Source organism: Vibrio sp. CAU 1672 (assembly GCF_029223195.1).
Taxonomy (GTDB): domain Bacteria; phylum Pseudomonadota; class Gammaproteobacteria; order Enterobacterales; family Vibrionaceae; genus Vibrio.
Map to the genome: position 1 here is coordinate 38,170 of NZ_JARHUF010000020.1, position 17,484 is coordinate 55,653.

Annotated in this window: 16 protein-coding genes and 1 pseudogene; 8 read left to right on the plus strand and 9 right to left on the minus strand. The window is 49.5% G+C overall.

Annotated elements, in window-relative coordinates; genetic code table 11:
• Positions 1-41 precede the first annotated feature (41 nt).
• Both P2G85_RS16205 and P2G85_RS16210 read right to left on the minus strand, forming a co-directional pair.
• The gene (locus P2G85_RS16205) at positions 42-896 is read right to left on the minus strand and encodes an alpha/beta hydrolase (RefSeq protein ID WP_275865104.1); all 855 of its coding nucleotides are present in this window, start codon (positions 894-896) and stop codon (positions 42-44) included.
• Positions 897-1,016: 120 nt separating this feature from the next.
• Complete coding sequence (locus tag P2G85_RS16210; RefSeq protein WP_275865105.1) at positions 1,017-1,607, minus strand: TetR/AcrR family transcriptional regulator; 591 nt, start codon at positions 1,605-1,607, stop codon at positions 1,017-1,019.
• Positions 1,608-1,856: 249 nt separating this feature from the next.
• Here P2G85_RS16210 and P2G85_RS16215 point away from each other — a divergent pair, with 249 nt between their 5' ends.
• Positions 1,857-2,882: an acyltransferase family protein gene (locus P2G85_RS16215; protein WP_275865106.1), complete on the plus strand. Its 1,026-nt coding sequence runs from the start codon at positions 1,857-1,859 to the stop codon at positions 2,880-2,882.
• Between the two features lie 428 nt (positions 2,883-3,310).
• Positions 3,311-4,738, plus strand: coding sequence for a sodium:proton antiporter NhaD (nhaD, locus tag P2G85_RS16220; protein WP_275865107.1), 1,428 nt, complete (start codon positions 3,311-3,313; stop codon positions 4,736-4,738).
• Here nhaD and P2G85_RS16225 read toward each other — a convergent pair.
• The 3 genes and pseudogenes from P2G85_RS16225 to P2G85_RS16235 all read right to left on the minus strand — a co-directional run.
• Positions 4,735-4,950 (minus strand): annotated as a pseudogene (locus P2G85_RS16225) (GFA family protein); the annotation flags it as partial. The gene nhaD and the pseudogene P2G85_RS16225 sit on opposite strands and share 4 nt — an antisense overlap.
• Positions 4,951-5,126: 176 nt before the next feature.
• Positions 5,127-5,612, minus strand: coding sequence for a methylated-DNA--[protein]-cysteine S-methyltransferase (locus tag P2G85_RS16230; protein ID WP_275865108.1), 486 nt, complete (start codon positions 5,610-5,612; stop codon positions 5,127-5,129).
• A complete protein-coding gene (locus tag P2G85_RS16235) occupies positions 5,609-6,976 on the minus strand; it encodes an AlkA N-terminal domain-containing protein (protein ID WP_275865109.1) in 1,368 nt (455 codons plus the stop codon). Before P2G85_RS16235 ends, P2G85_RS16230 begins: the two co-directional genes overlap by 4 nt.
• Positions 6,977-7,151: 175 nt before the next feature.
• Here P2G85_RS16235 and P2G85_RS16240 point away from each other — a divergent pair, with 175 nt between their 5' ends.
• On the plus strand, positions 7,152-7,355 hold the full coding sequence (locus P2G85_RS16240; protein ID WP_275865110.1) for a hypothetical protein: 204 nt from the start codon (positions 7,152-7,154) through the stop codon (positions 7,353-7,355).
• A 137-nt stretch (positions 7,356-7,492) separates the two neighbouring features.
• Here P2G85_RS16240 and P2G85_RS16245 read toward each other — a convergent pair whose 3' ends face one another.
• The gene (locus P2G85_RS16245; RefSeq protein ID WP_275865111.1) at positions 7,493-8,386 is read right to left on the minus strand and encodes a LysR family transcriptional regulator; all 894 of its coding nucleotides are present in this window, start codon (positions 8,384-8,386) and stop codon (positions 7,493-7,495) included.
• A gap of 148 nt (positions 8,387-8,534) precedes the next feature.
• Between P2G85_RS16245 and P2G85_RS16250 the strand changes: the two genes are divergently transcribed.
• The 3 genes from P2G85_RS16250 to P2G85_RS16260 are packed head-to-tail and all read left to right on the plus strand — an operon-like array spanning position 8,535 to position 11,924.
• Complete coding sequence (locus P2G85_RS16250; RefSeq protein WP_275865112.1) at positions 8,535-8,894, plus strand: DUF413 domain-containing protein; 360 nt, start codon at positions 8,535-8,537, stop codon at positions 8,892-8,894.
• Complete coding sequence (gene gshB, locus P2G85_RS16255; RefSeq protein WP_275865113.1) at positions 8,894-9,934, plus strand: glutathione synthase; 1,041 nt, start codon at positions 8,894-8,896, stop codon at positions 9,932-9,934. The genes P2G85_RS16250 and gshB overlap by 1 nt, the downstream gene beginning before the upstream one ends.
• Entirely contained in the window at positions 9,915-11,924 is a 2,010-nt protein-coding gene (locus P2G85_RS16260; protein WP_275865114.1) for a flavohemoglobin expression-modulating QEGLA motif protein, read from the plus strand. The genes gshB and P2G85_RS16260 overlap by 20 nt, the downstream gene beginning before the upstream one ends.
• A 64-nt stretch (positions 11,925-11,988) precedes the next feature.
• On the opposite strand, the gene P2G85_RS16265 is transcribed toward P2G85_RS16260, so the two are convergent.
• Positions 11,989-12,240 carry a DUF3081 domain-containing protein gene (locus tag P2G85_RS16265; protein ID WP_275865115.1) on the minus strand — a complete coding sequence of 84 codons (252 nt, stop codon included), beginning with the start codon at positions 12,238-12,240 and terminating at the stop codon, positions 11,989-11,991.
• A 307-nt stretch (positions 12,241-12,547) separates the two neighbouring features.
• Here P2G85_RS16265 and nagB point away from each other — a divergent pair, with 307 nt between their 5' ends.
• Positions 12,548-13,348 (plus strand): glucosamine-6-phosphate deaminase, encoded by an 801-nt coding sequence (nagB, locus tag P2G85_RS16270; protein ID WP_275865116.1) that lies wholly within the window; start codon positions 12,548-12,550, stop codon positions 13,346-13,348.
• A gap of 75 nt (positions 13,349-13,423) precedes the next feature.
• Here nagB and P2G85_RS16275 read toward each other — a convergent pair whose 3' ends face one another.
• On the minus strand, positions 13,424-14,290 hold the full coding sequence (locus P2G85_RS16275; protein ID WP_275865117.1) for a glycerol kinase: 867 nt from the start codon (positions 14,288-14,290) through the stop codon (positions 13,424-13,426).
• 140 nt (positions 14,291-14,430) lie between these two features.
• Positions 14,431-15,657, minus strand: coding sequence for a sodium/glutamate symporter (gltS, locus tag P2G85_RS16280; protein ID WP_275865118.1), 1,227 nt, complete (start codon positions 15,655-15,657; stop codon positions 14,431-14,433).
• A 686-nt stretch (positions 15,658-16,343) separates the two neighbouring features.
• On the opposite strand from gltS, the gene P2G85_RS16285 reads away from it, so the two are divergent.
• Positions 16,344-17,108, plus strand: a complete 765-nt coding sequence (locus tag P2G85_RS16285; RefSeq protein ID WP_275865119.1) for a DUF4344 domain-containing metallopeptidase — start codon at positions 16,344-16,346, stop codon at positions 17,106-17,108.
• The last annotated feature ends 376 nt before the right edge of the window (positions 17,109-17,484 follow it).

The window sequence follows — 17,484 nt, forward strand, 5'->3', positions numbered from 1 at the left end:
CAGCTTCGGCTGTCCTTTGTTGTTTTTGCGATCTCGCTTTATCAATCTGCTTCAATCAAGCGGTCAAAGCTACAGAAAACTTCGTCGCACTTCATTACCCGGCCATGGCCTTGACCCTGCGTCGTGACCAGTTCAACACGCTCAATCTCGCTCGCTGCTTTAGCAGACACGCTGTGCCTGGTGAACTTGTCCTGCTGATCATGAACAATGATGGTTTTCGCTTCTCGTTCTGCCAGACGCTTTTCTGGGTCGATCGATTGCAGTGGGTAGCCAAACTGATCTTCAACTTCTGAGACCACCGCCTGAAACAGTTTCATTGAATAACCAGAGCGTGCAATGCTGCCAAACAGGTTTTCAACGTAGTTCAGAACGGGAGCAATCAACAGTAGAGGTTTGTTGTCCAGTTTGCTGTGGCGACATTCAAGCGCCGATGCCGTGCCCATGCTGTGCCCCACCAAACCCGCAACGTCATCTACGGAATCCAATACGTCCTCCAGACCACGAACAAACGCCGGAATATGCCCATACTGGCCATCACTCGCGCCATGGGCAGGATGATCGTAAGCCAGTGCGGTGTAGCCAGATGCGGCAATATGCTCCATTAGCGGGTAGAACTGGCTCGCAGTGCCTGACCAACCATGGGTCAGTACCCAAACCGGACCGGAGCCCAGTGAATAAGTTTTAATACCACCGGCATGGCCTTGTACTTCCCCTTTTACCAAGCCTTGTGGTTCAGTGTTCTTTGGCTGAGTGCGTACCGGTGTCAGCAGCAGTTTACGCGCGGTCTTTTTCGCGTGTGATGGGGCAAACGTATGATGCAGACGGGTAGTGATGCTGACCAGACTGCGTTTCAAGCTGAATCGCTGCGAAGTATTAAAGTAGATTTTTTCACTCATGATCGTTTCCTTAGCTATCAGCTTTGCAAAAAAGAACGGTCGTGCTTTTTAAGCTGATAAGAAAGAGCGCTCTGTGTCGCCCTTTGCTATTAATCTTTTGCTATGCCCGTAACCGCGGGGCTAGCGCTTCCACCGAGTAAACAAGTTATCGATGCCTTGCCAGAACAATCTCTGACTCTCTTCTTGTCCTTTGATGGAGTAAAACACGTGCGCACTCAAGTACTGCCCGTACAAATCAAAGGTCGCTTGTCGCGTATCTAAATCGGCAGCAAACTCTTGGTTTTCTATGCCTTTCTTGATCTGAATTTCCAGGTAATTTAGCCAGGTATCAATCGATTTACGCAACGCCGCTTGCAGCGCGCATCCCTCTTCTGCGGTGTCATTCCAAGCGTCAAGGAACATGCAACTGCCTTGGAACGCATGGTTCCATGTCATCCACGCATCCAACAACGCTCGAATCTTGCGCTCGATACAGCTGCTGCCCAACTCTCTAACCGGGGTGATAACACGCGCAGCGAACACTTGATTGGCAAACTCCAACACCGACAGCTGTAGATTTAGCTTGGAATTGAAGTGAGCGAACAAACCACTTTTCGACATACCACACTGTTTGGCTAACTCACCAATAGTGAGGCTTTCCAGGCCGCTTTCACTGGCCAGCAGAAATGCCCGCTGCAAAATCAGCTCTTTAGTCACTTTTCCTTTTTTCATTTGGATACTTTTAGCACGCTCGTTCTATTTTGCAAGTTTTTTGACCCAGCGGTACGCAACATGCCATTCAGACAACCTTCCCGGATGGGAAACCAGGCAACCGGCGCAACCACAAAGAAAATTTGAACAGTGTCTAAAATAGCTCACGTTCTTATCTGGCTTTACGACAAAATTGACATTTTTCTGATCCAACTTCGCCCATAACTGTTAGTTTTCTGCCATTTTCACGTTATTAATTAGGTAAGTAGGATGACGACAAAAGACAAAATTGCAAGTTTAGAGTTTGCCCGCATCATTGCCATGCTGGCAATCATCGGCCTGCACTGCCAGATGGCCTTGACCTATTGGCAATGGGACGGCATACCTTGGATTGGCTACCTACTCAACCAGTTCGCCCGCTTCGGTGTACCATTGTTCTTTGTGATTTCAGGGTACCTTATCCAACCCAAACTCAGCCAGGATCCCATCACCACCCTTAAAAACTACGCCAAGCCATTAGTCAAAATCTGGTTGGTCTGGAGCCTGCTGTCTCTGCTGATGCCATTCCAGTGGCAAACCACTGCTGAAGCAGGCTACCTTGCTGAGCGCATGGGTTATTGGGGCTACCTGCTGATGGATCCGCTTAACTCACTAATGGAAGGTGGTTTGGTTCACTTGTGGTTTTTGCCTGCACTGCTCATCGCCGTAGCAATCATTGCCCTCACCGTGCATACCGGCCTTACTGCATGGATGCTACCGTTAGCAGGGGCCCTGTATGTTTACGGGGTATTAGGCGGGAGCTATCAGACACTGACAGAGCTACCGGTCCCCTTCTTTACCCGCAATGGCCCCTTCTTCAGCACCCTGATGGTCGTGCTTGGTTATCTCGCCCGGCAGCAGCAATGGCAAATATCCCGCAACAATACCATCCGCCTGATCTTAATTGGCATGCTCCTCCACCTTGCTGAAGCATATTGGCTAATGTCATATGAGGTACCATTCAACGTACACGATTTTCTGTTTGGCACCCCGCTGTGGGCCGTTGGGATATTCATGTGGTTATTGGCCCACCCTAACTTTGGCAGAATGAACTGGGTGTTGGCACTTTCACCGAGTATTTTGGGCATATACGTGAGCCACCTGCTGGTTGTCATCGTCATGATGAACATCGCTGGTATGTTAGCCCTTGATGGCTTAGTCAAAGATCTGTTTATCTACCCGGCCACCCTGGTAGTGACATTACTATTAGTCAAAGGTATTGAAGCGACACGATTAAAAGGGCTACTGCTCCGCTAGGTCACAGCATCCTCACAGCGCTGCATCCACGTACGCTCTCTGGTAAGAGAGCGGATTGGAACAAAAATGAGAGTTCTCTCTCACTCAAGCTAAGTGCAGCGCTTTAATCCACAATAATTTGTATCGACTCACAAAAAATCTCCCGGAGTTATTTTACATTGCTTGCCTTATCTATCAATTTTGCTCATTAAACGGAGGCTGTATGTGGGCAAGTCAGGGACTTATTCCTTTGCTGGAAATTAGCCATTGGTTAACTTATGGCTTATACGCCGCGGTATGTCTATTTGGCGCAGCAGGTATCGCGTCATTGAGAAAGTAGTGCTTTGCATCGCAGGGTTGGTAACAACTCCGGTTAATTCGAACTCTCTCACACTCAACCTCTTAATAAGTGGCTAATATTTCTCCATAAAGACAAAGGAGAAATGTCTATGCCAATCTATCCCCTCGTCGCGATTTGCTGCTTGTTGCTCACAACACCCAGCTACGCTGCGACTACACCCGATCTAAACCTGGCGCATTCAGCTGTCGGTTACACCGCGCTGGCTCTGTTTGCTATCGCCTACACCCTGGTAATGCTGGAAGAATACCTGGACATGCGTAAGTCCAAGCCGGTTTTACTCGCCGCCGGATTGATCTGGATCCTGATTGGTTATACCTACACCCAACACCAGCAGCCTGAAATAGCCAAAGCGGCACTGGAACACAATCTATTGGAATACGCAGAGCTATTATTGTTCCTGTTGGTGGCGATGACCTACATCAACGCAATGGAAGAACGCCGCTTATTCGATGCTTTACAAGCATGGATGGTAGGCAAAGGCTTTGACTTCAAAAAATTGTTCTGGCTGACGGGCGCACTGGCTTTCGTGATTTCTCCAATCGCTGATAACCTGACCACGGCGCTGCTAATGTGTGCCGTGGTGCTTAAAGTTTCCGGTGACAATCCCCGCTTTGTTAACTTAGCCTGTATCAACATAGTCATTGCTGCCAACGCCGGCGGGGCCTTCAGCCCGTTTGGGGATATCACCACCCTGATGGTGTGGCAAGCCGGTCATGTCCAGTTTTCCGAGTTTATGCCGCTGTTGTTCCCGTCACTGGTCAACTACCTTGTCCCGGCCCTGCTGATGTCGATGTTTGTCCCCGACACCAAACCTAACACCGTACATGTGCACGTTGAACTGAAGCGCGGCGCAAGGCGTATTGTCGGATTATTCATTCTGACCGTTGCCACTGCGGTTGCCTTTCACGCGGTGCTGCATTTCCCTCCCGTGGTGGGCATGATGATGGGGCTGGCCTACCTGCAGTTCTTTGGCTACTTTCTGCGTAAAACCTTGTCACACTCACTGGCCAAGAAAGCCGCACTCGCCATCGCCAATGGGGATGACTATGCGTTAAAACGTTTAGGCTCTGTGGTGCCATTCGATGTATTCCACCGTGTTGCTCGCGCCGAATGGGATACTTTACTCTTCTTCTATGGTGTGGTGATGTGTGTCGGAGGGTTGAGTCTGCTTGGCTACCTCGAACTGGTCTCGGTGGTGATGTATACCGAGTGGGATCCAGTCTGGGCGAACGTTATGGTCGGAGTACTGTCCGCCATCGTGGATAACATTCCGGTGATGTTTGCCGTCCTGACCATGGAGCCCAACCTGTCAATGGGTAACTGGTTGCTTGTCACGCTGACTGCTGGGGTGGGAGGCAGTTTACTCTCGATCGGTTCGGCCGCCGGCGTGGCACTGATGGGCGCAGCACGCGGCCAATACACCTTCTTTGGTCACCTCAAGTGGGCCCCGGTCATTGCGCTTGGCTACGCCATGAGTATCTGGACCCACTTATGGCTCAACGGCAGCCTGTTTTAGCCTCTAGCCGGTGGGCGTTCGGATGGATGGTTAACCCCATCCATAACTGGCACGTCCACCAACAGATAAGGATTGATCCCTTCCAGACAGCCGAGGTTATAGCCGAACTCACCCGGGTCGGAACGGCGCTGATGATGGGTATAAATGCCGCACTCGCCACAGAAATATTGCTTGGCGGCGGGGGTTGTAGACTGATACAACTTAAGCTGCTCTGGTTTTACTTCGAGCTGCTGCCAACTTTGATTAATAAATGCATCAAAATCCGTTTTGCAAAACATATCCATGTTTTCCTTGTTTTACTCGTAGGTTGTTTGGTTTACTCAGGCAACCCTACACATAAAACATTACGGATGATGCAAGTCTGGCCGGAATTTGAGAATAGCTTCACTCAAACCGGCTGGCCCTGCTCTAATGCCAGTAAACGTCGCTTACGTTCAACCCCCCCGGCGTATCCGGTAAGTTTGCCACTTTTGCCAACCACACGGTGGCACGGCACCACAATAGAAATCGGGTTCTTACCGTTCGCCAGCCCGACGGCACGCACCGCATTGGGGTTACCGATGGCATTAGCCAACTCTTGATAGCTCCAGGTTTCACCATAAGGAATTGTCGTGAGTGCTTGCCAGACCCTCATCTGAAAATCAGTGCCCGTCGCGGCCAACGGCAGATCAAAATGACTGCGCTGACCGGCAAAGTACTCGCCTAGTTGTGTCACCGTCTGAGACAAAATAGGGTGCAGATCATGGCGTTCACCTAAGTTATCCGGTTTGGTTGTACAAATTTCAAACCAGATACCCAGTAAACCATGCGCATTGGCTTGAATGGTAATGTCCCCCAGCGGGCTAAACCAATTGGTGTAAAACGTCGTATTCATGATTGATTCCACAAGTGAAAGGTTGCGTAGCTTCCCCAGGGGGAAGCGGTATAGGCATTGAGTGATGGATAGCGCGGCAGGTTCTTTTTCACCACCAAATCTTTATCCAAAAAGCAGTTGGGCTGAGATTGGCCCCGTAACTGAGCATAACTGACCGTCCATGGGCCGATACCTTTCAACTCCAGCCACTGCTCTGGATCAGATTCCGGATGACACTGCATAAACTGCGCAAAGCGAACCAGGGTCTCCTTACGGCTTTGCGGCATGCGCAGAAAACTCACATCCGCACTCGCGATCTCATCGGGGGTAGGGAAGTGGCATGATGGCTGCTCAGCACTTAAGCGCGCCACCAGCAAGTTAAGCTGAGTAATCGCCGCTTTCACTGACACCTGCTGACCTAAAATGGCACGCACGCCGGCTTCCCAGCAGCTCCACACACCGGGAATCCGAATACCTGAGTTAGCCACCAATCCCGCCGCAACAAAATCAAGGTGCTGCTCTACGCTGCGAATATCCACATCCAAATCAAACATGCGACGAACACCCGCGACCAAGTTTGGTAAGTTGGCAACCACATCGAGATCGAACTCCAGTTCAAGGTAGCCCTGCCCCTGGCTGGCTTTGAACCAGGCCTGGCCACTGTCCAGCAGCACACTGCGCTGGTAGCTGTGCCCGGTTACTTGCTCGATACCGTCAATAGCCCGCAAGCGGTAGAAATCCAGCATATGCTGCCAGTTGAGCTCACCCCGATACGGCAACGCTATCCGGTTACTGCCCGCTGCATCAAAGTGTTTGCGTCTCACTTGTGAGGGTGTCAGTTTCAGCAGTTTTTGAAATGCATCGTTAAACCGGCGGGTACTGTTAAAGCCCGCCGCAAAGCCAATATCAGTGACCGACATCGAACTGGAGTGCAACAATTGTTTGGCAAACATCACTTGCTGGTATTGTGCGTATTGCTTGGGCGACATGGCTAAATATTGTTCAAACAGCATGCGCAAATAACGATCGGAAATTCCCAGCCGCTCCGCCAGAGCCTTGACAGACTGGTGATGCAATACACCTTGGTCAATTAGCTTAATTGCCCGCTGAAAAGTTGTCTCAGCCCCCTTCCACGCCCATGAATTGGGTGCACTGTCGGGTCGGCAACGCAAACACGGGCGATATCCGGCTTTTAATGCCTGAGTTTTATCAATGAAATACTCCACATTGGCTTCTTGCGCCAGGTTGGCCGGACAAACTGGGCGACAAAATATCCCCGTGGTTTTCACCGCTACATAAAAACGCCCGTCAAACCGGCTGTCGCGTGACATTCGGGCTTTGTGGCATTGTTCGGCGGTCAGCGCAGAATGTGGGTGTACAAGCATAGGGTGTTCCTTCAGGGTTGGCCCCTTGGCTAGTCTGATAACTTGATTGTAGAACCGATGAACACGTTCCGTTAGCCATTTTCGGAACTCAATATTGAGATAGCTTGGTATTCTGCATTTTATACGCTAATTTTAAGTAAGAATAAGACAACCTGTTGGCTAAAGGGAATTGGCTATGAATCTACATACTTGCATCATAATGCTTAGCAATCAACGAGTTATCACCAGCAATTCAGTTGAATATTCGCTTAAATTGCTGGAAACTAACTCACAGCACGATATTTCAGAAATACAAATCAACGCGACCGATGGGGCAACAATTCACACCTATCACTACCACAATGTAGAAGAATCTCTTGAGAGTTTAATGAATTTGTAAGAACCCTTCCTTGTCTTTTGACTAAGCATGAAAGCGCAGCTCCCCCTGCGCTTTTTTTTTGCGTGTGTGTATCCGCCAAAATCCGACCCCGCCACCAGACATCACTCGTCACGGCACCAAACGGAGAAGGCAGCATGTCATTCATCGACGGGTAGTTCACCGATCTGCTGCAAGCTGTAAGCCGTCAAAGGATCGATGCCTTTGACTAACTCTTCGACCTGTTTAATCGCATCCAGCGAAGTGCTGGCTTTGCGGTAGCTAAGATAAATCGGACGATACCAATCTGCGACTCCACGGACTTTGTGCAACTGGCCACTGGCAATAAACGGCTCCACCAATGAAACCGGTAAATAGGCACTACCGCCCTTTTCCAGAATGAAATCCAAAGCAATACGTGCCGTCGACGTACGCAGGTACGGCGCTGGGATCTTAGGATGGCGATCTGCATGCTCAGACGCAAATCGGGTTCCCCAGTCGACATACACATATTTTTGCTCAAATGCCGAATCTAAAGAATCGGGCTCAGTGGAAACCAACACCAGTACTAAATCGGCCACTTTTTTACAATGCAGCTCATCAGCTTTGATCTGATCAAACGCAAACGCCATATCCAGGGTACGTTCAACCAGGCTGCGACTGAGCATTTCGCGGCCCATAACCTCAGCCATGAAGCCATAGCCGCCAAACGCATCGGTGACCACGCTTAAACAGTTTTGCAAATACGCATCCCAGATGTTGGGGGTACCACCCATGGTCAGTTGCAATGCTTTGCCATCTTCAAGCGACAGTTCCAGTTTCGCCTGTTGCAGCGTCGTCACCATGACTTGGGCATAACCAACTAAACGCTCGCCCGCCGAGGTCAATTTAATGTTATTCCGATCACGAATAAACAATTGCGTATCGAAGTAACTTTCTAATTGTTTGATCCGCGCGCTGACCGCCGCTTGGGTAATGTAGAGATTCTCAGCGGCACGCCCGAAGTGACGAACCTTGGCCACTTCTAAAAATGTTCGAAAGACCTTTACGTCCATAAAATATCCCCTGGTCAATATACAACCAGACTAACAAGTAAACCCTATCCTGACGATAAAAAAGTTTTGTTTTTCTTTTGGCAGATTTCAGCCTAATTTTCGCCGTAATTCATCACTCATCGTTAACACGGTTATAGAGGCTGTTACTATGTCTGACACTCAATTTCGTCATGGCAAAAAACGTTTTTACGACAACGTAAAATTCCCACGCGGCTTTGCAAAGTCGGGTGATTTTACTCTTGCCGAAGAGGAAATCCTAACACTTTATGGGGATACCATGCTTGGGCTGGAAACAGGGGAACTGCAACCTGACAATGCCGAGGAAAAACACTTTGTCAAAGTCCTTGAGCACCCGGGCAAAGCGAAATCCAAATTAGAACGCACATGGCTTAAGTACGCCCAGTTAGCTCGTGGTCGTAAGCGTTTTCATACTCTCAACGGTCGCACCAAACCTGACGCGAGTGATGATTACTCTGAAGAAGACACCAGCTTAACTGAGGAAAATTAATGCATATTTGCTTTTTGATGTATCCATGGGACCGTGTTTGCCCTGAATCAGACACCACGCTACGGATGATCCATGAATGCGCAGCGCGGGGCCACACGGTCGCAGTTACAACAACAAGCGGGTTGACCATTCGTGATAGTACCGTTTACGGTTTTTGTCAGGTCCTGAAAAAAGGGCAAAAGATCTCAGAGAAGATTCCAACGTTTTATCGTCAAGCACAATTCCAGAAAGCTCGCCTGCCAATGGCGGGCTTTGACGTGATTTTTATGCGCGCCAACCCACCACTGGATAACCTGGCCTTAAACTTTTTGGATTCGATCAAGGACGACACTCTCATTATCAACGATCTTGAAGGTCTGCGTTTAGCCAACAATAAACTCTACACCGCAAGCATGGGCGGTGCAGCCAGCGAGTTTATTCCGGCAACACACGTATCTAAAAATCGCGATTACCTGCAACACGTACTGGAAGAGAGTACCAGTGAAAAAATGATCCTTAAGCCACTCAACGGCTTTGGTGGTCATGGGGTGATCGTGATAGAAAAAAATGCACGCCAGAACTTCCGTTCACTGCTGGATTTCTACATCGGTGAAGGAGACCAAAGCAACTATGTGATCCTGCAAGATTACATCGAAGGGGCAGAAGAAGGTGATAAGCGCATATTGATGCTCAATGGTGAACCGATCGGGGCAATGCGCCGGGTACCGGCCACCGGCGAGATCCGCTCGAACGTCCACGCGGGTGGCCGAGTGGTGAAACACTCGATCACCAAAGAAGAAAAAAGGTTATGTGCCGCCATCGGGCCTAAGCTGGTTCGAGATGGGTTGTATTTTACCGGCCTGGATGTGATCGGAAACAAACTGGTTGAAGTTAACGTACTGAGCCCGGGCGGGATCACCCGGATCAACAAACTCAACCGTGTAAGGCTGCAACGTCAGGTCATTGACTTTGCAGAGAACATTGTCAACTCCAAAGAACTTCTTCAACAACGTAAAAGTACCTTCCGCTCCGCAATTAAAAATGCACACATCGAACCATAAACAATATACGATGGAAGAGATGCTCTCGCTTATCCAGCGGGAGCAGCCTTTTTCCGGTGAACTGATTGGTGCCGGGTGCCTGATCAAAATTGATGAGTACCTGCCGGTGGTCTGCGCGGCGATCCATGCGGGCTCACGTTTTCGCAATGACATCGCCAAACAGTGCATCCTGACGGCAGAAGAACGGTTTTTCGAAGAGGACCCCTTTACCGACGACATGATCCTGTCGCAACCGATCACGTTAGTCGGCTTAGATTCCCGCTTTGAATACGATCTCAATCGTGCCTTAACATTAAGTACCTACTACAAGTCGGCCTGGAGCCGGCAGGTTTGGGGCAAGCCGCTGTCAAAGAAGCAGCGTGCTGAAAGCCACCGCAAACACGCCGCTTTTTACACCCTGTATGAAGCGCTGATCCACAAACTGGAAACCAAGTTTGGCATGGTGGTCGTGTTTGACATTCACTCCTACAATTACAAGCGCCAAAGGCAAGACGCACCGGTCTTCAATATCGGGACCGCACAAATTGACCTTGAACGCTGGGGGGCGGTGGTCAAACGCTTTCGCGATGAACTGAACAAGATTGAATTACCAAACCTGTCGAGTAGCGCAGAACTGGACGCGGTGTTTGAAGGCCGCGGCTACCTGATCTCCCACACCAACGCTCACTTTGACCGGACACTGGTCTTACCGACCGAAGTCAAAAAAGTCTTTATGGAAGAAGAGACGGGGACCGTCTATCCGCTGGTGCTGGAGAGCCTGCAGTCCGGACTGAAAGAAGCCTTCAGTCAAACCAGTGCGTTCTTCCAGCGTCGCTACAACCGCCGGCGCAGCGTCAGTAAAACGGACATGCTGAGCTCCTCGATTGAACCGGCGGTCAAATCCGTCGATAAAGCGCTGTATAAACTGGCGCGTAAAGTAGAGACATTAAAGTATGTGACGCCAACCAACTTAACGGCAGAACGCAAACGCTTTAATGCCGCGCCAAGCCGCTATCAGCCCAACTACCGTTATCGACAATTGCCGCTGCACGCCAACGAGTTTAAACATCAGCTCTACCGGCTGCCGATTGAGCAAATTGCCGATCCGGACATGCGCCAGCTGTACAGTGACATGGTAAATAAACTAGGGGAAAAAATTGACCTGCTCACCAGCGTGGGCCAGGAGACTTTTCTCTATAACTCACTGCGTTACCATGGCAGACCAGCAGCCTGTTCGATTAAGAATGCCCAGTTCTTGCTCTACGCGAAAACCTTGCCCGAGCAGCGTGGGGCAGACCACAATGCAGAGCAGGCCAAGGCATTGATGGCTGATGCGGCCAAACAGTGGGGAATGAAGTGTAAGGTTACACTCAATGCCTCTTTGGCCGCTCGTGCCATGGTCAGTTCCAATCCCCCGACGTTGTTTGTCAATTCCACCGGAACGTTCAGTCAGGCGGAAATACAACGCCTGATCCAACACGAATTGGGCGTGCATATGGCGACTACTTTTAACGCCAGGATGCAGCCGCTTAACGTGTTTCGTTTAGGCTTGCCCGGTTCGACCATCACCCAAGAAGGTATGGCGATCATGGCCGAATACAAAGCTGGCTTTATGTCGCATGAACGGTTGCAGGTATTGGCGACGCGGGTGTTAGCGGTTGATTCAATGCTGAAGGAGCAGAACTTTTACAATACTTACTGCTACCTGTATGAAGAACTGGGCCTGGATAAAGACAGTGCATTTACCACCACAACGCGGGTATACCGCGGAGGTGGATTTACCAAAGATCACTTGTACTTAGACGGCTTTCTACACATGCTGCAGCTGGAAACACAACGCAGTTTAGATAATTTGCTGATAGGGAAATGCAGCTATCGCTATTTAGATTTGATCGACGAAATGGTTGAACGCGGTTGGTTATTACGCCCCTTCCATCGCTTTGATGACCGGGACTCAGCCCTTGAACCCAACCTACGCTATCTGATCGAATCGCTAAAGCAGCCGCACTGACCGTTATTCTTCTCCTAAAGCCCCAGCCGGTTACTTCTGTTGGGGCTTTATTCATCTCACGTCATCACTTGGCCAACATCGCCACTTTTTTCAGAAAACTGTCACGCAGGTGCTCCTGGTCATACTCCAGTTCATAGGTATTGTGAAAACCAACTTTGAGTTCCACCCCATTACCACGCAGATATACCGTGTAACCGTCGTAATCGGAAAACGCCTCTACCCCTTCATAAATTTTCCCCAGTTCAGTCGGGGTACCCTTCTCCATAACACATTCATAAGCTTGCAATACTTTGCTGGGATCCAGTTCGTTTTTCATCGCGATATCCTCGCCCATTGACATGCTGTAAGTATGGTAAACGAAAAACGTTCATGCCACATTGAAGCTTGCTTAAGATCATAAGCCAACTTAATTTCAATCATGAATTTTATCTTTAACGCTTTAAAAGAATATCGAAAGAACCGAAGTAAAACGGCAAATTTCAAGCATTTACTGACCATAGCTCAACAAAAAGTAAACATAAGGCAAATTTTTGACCTAAAACAATAGCAGTTGCCAATAACTTATTTTATAATGCGAATTAATGTCACAGTACAACTTGAATTCCAATCATTAGGGGCCAAACATGAGACTTATCCCGTTAACTAAAGCTGCACAAGTCGGTAAATGGGCAGCCGCCCACATCGCGAAGCGTATTAACGACTTCCAACCAACGGCTGAGCGCCCATTCGTACTGGGCCTGCCAACGGGAGGAACTCCTCTTGCGACGTATAAAGCGTTGATTGAACTTTACAACGCCGGCGAAGTGAGCTTCAGACACGTTGTAACTTTTAACATGGACGAATACATCGGAATTCCAGCGGATCACCCTGAATCCTACCGTTCGTTCATGTACAACAATTTCTTCAACCACGTTGATATTCAGGAACAGAACATCAACCTGCTCAACGGCAACGCAGACGATCACGAAGCGGAATGCAAACGTTACGAAGACAAAATCAAAAGCTACGGCAAAATTAACTTGTTCATGGGTGGTGTTGGTAATGACGGTCACATCGCGTTTAACGAGCCAGCTTCATCACTTTCATCGCGCACACGGATCAAAACCCTGACCGAAGACACGCGTATCGCCAACTCGCGCTTCTTTGAGGGCGACATCAACCAGGTACCGAAATACGCCCTGACTATCGGTGTGGGTACGCTGCTGGATGCAGAAGAGATCATGATCCTGGTAACCGGCCATAACAAAGCGTTAGCGCTGGAAGCGGCTGTTGAAGGCAGCGTGAACCACCTATGGACGGTCTCAGCACTGCAACTGCATCCGAAATCAGTCATCGTGTGTGATGAACCATCACAGCAAGAACTCAAAGTGAAAACCGTCAAGTACTTTTCTGAGCTGGAAGCAGACAACATAAAAGGCTTCTGATGCTTTACCGCTGCCAGTTACACAAAACCCGTGCACAAGCACGGGTTTTTTATTGTCTCTGTCTTATGCTCAAAACTAGTAAGCACGAATTCCATAGCGGCGTAAGCGCGCAGGAAGTACCTCATCAAGCTTGTCTAATTCGCGAACTTCAATTTCAATCAGCGGAAAATTATGCTGCTCGTAAACCGCGCGTATCGCATCACGTTGCGCTGGTGCAACCTCACCTTGATCACTGCCCCAGAACTGGACATACACTTTGCCACCGGGTAAATAGAAATCACTCATGACGTCCTGCTCTATTGGCAGCTGCCGCTCATAAGCATGCACCACACCAGCGAGATACAACCAGTTATCGATCAATAACTCCCCTTTCGAGCGCACATAATGCCCATCTAACGTACGATGTTTGGCTAAGAATTTCTGCTGAAAGCTCGAATAAGACTTATCAGTGGCATGAGATTCTGCATCCTGGCCGAGAAATTCCACCACGGACTGTTTAAGCCGCTTATTGCGCAGGACCGAATCATGCCAGACAACAAACGGATGCCCGGAAGCTTTTTCCGCCCGCGGCTGCGCCCCGGCGCGGATCCCCGCCTCTGTGGCCAACCAGCCATCGTCACTGCGCTGGATCCAGCCCAGCTCACTGAGCAGCTGATTCATCCGTTTGGCACTCAGGGCCAGCTTGACTCCTAACTGGGTTGCACTCAGGGTTACCCCTTCTGTTGCCGCAAGCTCGATATGCAGATGGGCGGGCCAGACAATAAACTGACCAAACTTAGGGTGATCGACATACTCGCCACCAAAACGGGCGCCCAGTTCCGTCAGTACCCATTTGTCTTGGCTGCGGGTGATATAGCCAGCGCGGGTCAGATCCGCAAACAGCTGTTTTGGGTCCTGACCGCGCATTTTTGCCAGGGCTGAAGTCGAATGTTTTTCTGACATCGTGCTCTCCTTGCCGGTACCGGACTGTTAACACCAAAATAATAACGTCTTGATTTATAACTCTAGAATAAGAACAGACGTCAGCAGAGTAAAGCCCGAACCACCAGATAAAAAAAGGGAGCCAGTGGCTCCCTTGCTGATTACCCTAAAAAGGATATATACCCCTGCAAAATGATCAGGTTGACGATGTCAATAAAGAACGCCCCAACGATTGGTACCACCATAAAGGCCTGTGGTGACGGACCAAAGCGGTTAACGATCGATCCCATGTTCATCACCGCCGTGGGTGTTGCCCCCAGGCCGAATCCGCAATGGCCACCAGCGATGACCGCCGCGTTATAATTACGGCCCATGATTTTAAAGGTGACGTAGTAAGAGAAAATGGCCAGAACAACAGACTGCACCGCCAGGATAACCAAAAACGGGATGGCCAAATCAAAGATGTTCCACAGCTTAAGGCTCATTAATGCCATGGCAAGAAACAGCGACAGAGATACCGTACCCAGCATATCCACTGTCTCGGCATCCAGTTGACGCAGCTTGGTCACTTCCAGGAAGTTGGTAATGATCACACCAATAAACAGCGCATAAACAAAGTCCGGGATCATCAGCCATGAGATTTCAAAGGTACTGACCCACTGCTCGACATACTTGGCCCCGGTGACACAAATCAACAGAAAGAACAGCTTTTCAACCACTTTCTTCGCCGTCACTTTGTCTTCTTCGTACTCGTTATAAGTCACCAGCTCCGGGAATTTTTCGTGGGTTTTCGAACCACGGCCATACTCAGATTCAAATCCGTGCTTATCAACCAGACGCTGCGCCACCGGGCTGCCAATCAGGCCACCGATGATCAGGCCGAACGTCGCCGATGCCATGGCAATTTCCAGGACATTATTTATCCCGTACACATTCTGAAAGGTCTGTGACCAGGCCGCCCCGGTGCCGTGCCCGCCAGATAAGGTGATCGAACCGGCGATCAACCCCATTAAAGGATCCAGGCCCAATACCGTTGCCAGCGAGATCCCGACCCCGTTCTGGATGATGATGTAAAACGATGCGATGGCGAGGAAAACAAAAACTTTAGCGCCGCCTTTCATCAGCTGAGTGTAATTCGCTGCTAATCCCACCGTGGCGAAAAACATCAACATGAAGGTATTTTGCAACGGTAAGTCAAATTCCAGATCAATGCCGTGAAAATGCAGAGCGGTGATCACACAGGCCACAATCAGGCCACCGACTATCGGTTCGGGGATGTTGAACTTGTTTAAAATGGTGAATTTGGCATTAATAAAATGTCCGAGAAACAGCACACTGATTGCAACCAGAAAAGACTCCAGTGCACCAACAGAAATCAAATGATTCATATAACCTCTTGTTCTTATACTCTTCATCCTCCGTAATGATTGAGTGTTAACTTTCTCCTCTGCGTAGTAGCCGCTTCATCAGTCACGTTTGCCAACATACATCAGCAGGCCGTCATGTGTGCCTGGGTGAATTTTAGGGGCTAAATAAAGCGATGTTTGTTGTACGCTGTGCACCAGTCCCTAAAATGCAAAAAGGAGCTACCAGGCCGTCCGACCGAGCTCCCTCAGTACATATGTATGTTCGCAATGGTGTTTTTCCCAACCGCTTTCGGGCTCCCTTACTTAAACGGAAAACCACCATCACTACCTAACAGAGTTCCTTCCCCGTCATGACGAACAACCAGCGCTAAACGGCGCTATTACCGGCTAAATTTACCCGATCCTTTCGTAGTGCAATCACTCTGACTCGTGGAAATTTAAGAGCCGATCCCCAGGAAATGTTCACGTTGATAACAGGTGTTATCGTCAAAACGGAGCCGGATTATACCACTTCAGCGCAAATTTACCTCTTTTACGTACATTGCGGTACCGACCAGGCAGGATCCGGCTTCTAGTCCCCCCGAACACCCAGCCTGCTGGCGAGCGTTTTTCATCACCCGCGGCTATGGGTTTGTCTGACATCACTACTCAGGCCTGGTATCCGTGTATAATCCAGGAATATGCTAACTCACCACTAAGTCACTAACATGAAAGCGTATTTACCTACAGCTCTGGCCTGTCTTACCTTCAGTCACTGCTCCGCTGCCAGTCCAGCCAACATAGAAGTGGTTTTCCAAGCCACAGAGCTCCCCGCGGAACAACAGGTTATTAACGAAATCAAGCGCGCCCGGCTAAACGAAACCGTCATGCAGTTGTCAGCGGAGCGGTTTCCGTTTCAACGCAAACTGACGCTGAGTTACGGTGGCGAGGCCGGGCCACTGTTTGATCCCGACTCCTATACCATCCATATTCCCTACTCTTTTTATCAGCAATCCCTGCACTATTTCGAATCCAACAAATATCAACAGCGCTTTGGCAAGAGTGCGCGGCAAGGTGCGCTGGAGACCCTGCTGCACACACTGTTACACGAAGCGGGGCATGCCTACGTGGTGGACCAAAACATCCCAATTCTGGGCAAAGAGGAAGATGCCGTAGATAACTTTGCGACCATGTTGCTGATCGAGTATGTCGAAGACGGCGCAGGCATGGCGATCAGTGCAGCTGATATGTTTGCTTTTGAGTCCGAAGACCGGCCCGAGTATTACGACTTTGGCGAATACATCGATGAGCACAGTTTTGATTTGCAGCGTTACTTCTCAACTCTGTGCCTGGTTTATGGCAGCGACCCCAAGCAACATCACTCCTTACTCGATGAACTGGAGCCAGATTATCTGCGCGACCGAAAAGAATTCTGTGCAGACAACTACGATACCATTCACGCCAACTGGCACCACTACTTGCTGAGTGAATAACTTGCTGAGTGAATAACGACCTGACTTTGGGCGACCAACACAATCAAGGCGCAAAAACCTCAGCTCTGCTGAGCAGAGGGATCAAAATGCGCCGTTTCACCCGGCATGGCGTCCCTGGCTGGTTATGACTGCCAGCACTTTCCCTGTCACCGCAATCAACTCTCAAACCGGCTCAACGGAACTTCTCGCGGCAACCCTGAGCTCGCGTATCGCTAGCAGTGATCCATTTATCCTTTGGCTCATCCTTTAGTCGTAAATTGTTAAAACGCTGTGTAATCAATTATGCAACTCGGTTAAAGTTAACCGGGTCAGCACCATAATTAACCACATCGTCGGGCAAACCAGTATCGGTGAGCCTTATTTTAACCAAGCCCCG

Excerpts from the sequence above, each read along its gene's own strand:
- P2G85_RS16260 (WP_275865114.1), top strand. The coding sequence starts at position 9,915 with ATGCACACATCGAACCATAAACAATATACGATGGAAGAGATGCTCTCG.
- P2G85_RS16215 (WP_275865106.1), top strand. The coding sequence starts at position 1,857 with ATGACGACAAAAGACAAAATTGCAAGTTTAGAGTTTGCCCGCATCATT.
- nagB (WP_275865116.1), top strand. The coding sequence starts at position 12,548 with ATGAGACTTATCCCGTTAACTAAAGCTGCACAAGTCGGTAAATGGGCA.
- P2G85_RS16210 (WP_275865105.1), bottom strand. The coding sequence starts at position 1,607 with ATGAAAAAAGGAAAAGTGACTAAAGAGCTGATTTTGCAGCGGGCATTT.
- P2G85_RS16285 (WP_275865119.1), top strand. The coding sequence starts at position 16,344 with ATGAAAGCGTATTTACCTACAGCTCTGGCCTGTCTTACCTTCAGTCAC.
- nhaD (WP_275865107.1), top strand. The coding sequence starts at position 3,311 with ATGCCAATCTATCCCCTCGTCGCGATTTGCTGCTTGTTGCTCACAACA.
- P2G85_RS16275 (WP_275865117.1), bottom strand. The coding sequence starts at position 14,290 with ATGTCAGAAAAACATTCGACTTCAGCCCTGGCAAAAATGCGCGGTCAG.
- P2G85_RS16250 (WP_275865112.1), top strand. The coding sequence starts at position 8,535 with ATGTCTGACACTCAATTTCGTCATGGCAAAAAACGTTTTTACGACAAC.
- P2G85_RS16265 (WP_275865115.1), bottom strand. The coding sequence starts at position 12,240 with ATGAAAAACGAACTGGATCCCAGCAAAGTATTGCAAGCTTATGAATGT.
- P2G85_RS16230 (WP_275865108.1), bottom strand. The coding sequence starts at position 5,612 with ATGAATACGACGTTTTACACCAATTGGTTTAGCCCGCTGGGGGACATT.
- P2G85_RS16240 (WP_275865110.1), top strand. The coding sequence starts at position 7,152 with ATGAATCTACATACTTGCATCATAATGCTTAGCAATCAACGAGTTATC.
- gltS (WP_275865118.1), bottom strand. The coding sequence starts at position 15,657 with ATGAATCATTTGATTTCTGTTGGTGCACTGGAGTCTTTTCTGGTTGCA.
- P2G85_RS16205 (WP_275865104.1), bottom strand. The coding sequence starts at position 896 with ATGAGTGAAAAAATCTACTTTAATACTTCGCAGCGATTCAGCTTGAAA.
- P2G85_RS16235 (WP_275865109.1), bottom strand. The coding sequence starts at position 6,976 with ATGCTTGTACACCCACATTCTGCGCTGACCGCCGAACAATGCCACAAA.
- gshB (WP_275865113.1), top strand. The coding sequence starts at position 8,894 with ATGCATATTTGCTTTTTGATGTATCCATGGGACCGTGTTTGCCCTGAA.
- P2G85_RS16245 (WP_275865111.1), bottom strand. The coding sequence starts at position 8,386 with ATGGACGTAAAGGTCTTTCGAACATTTTTAGAAGTGGCCAAGGTTCGT.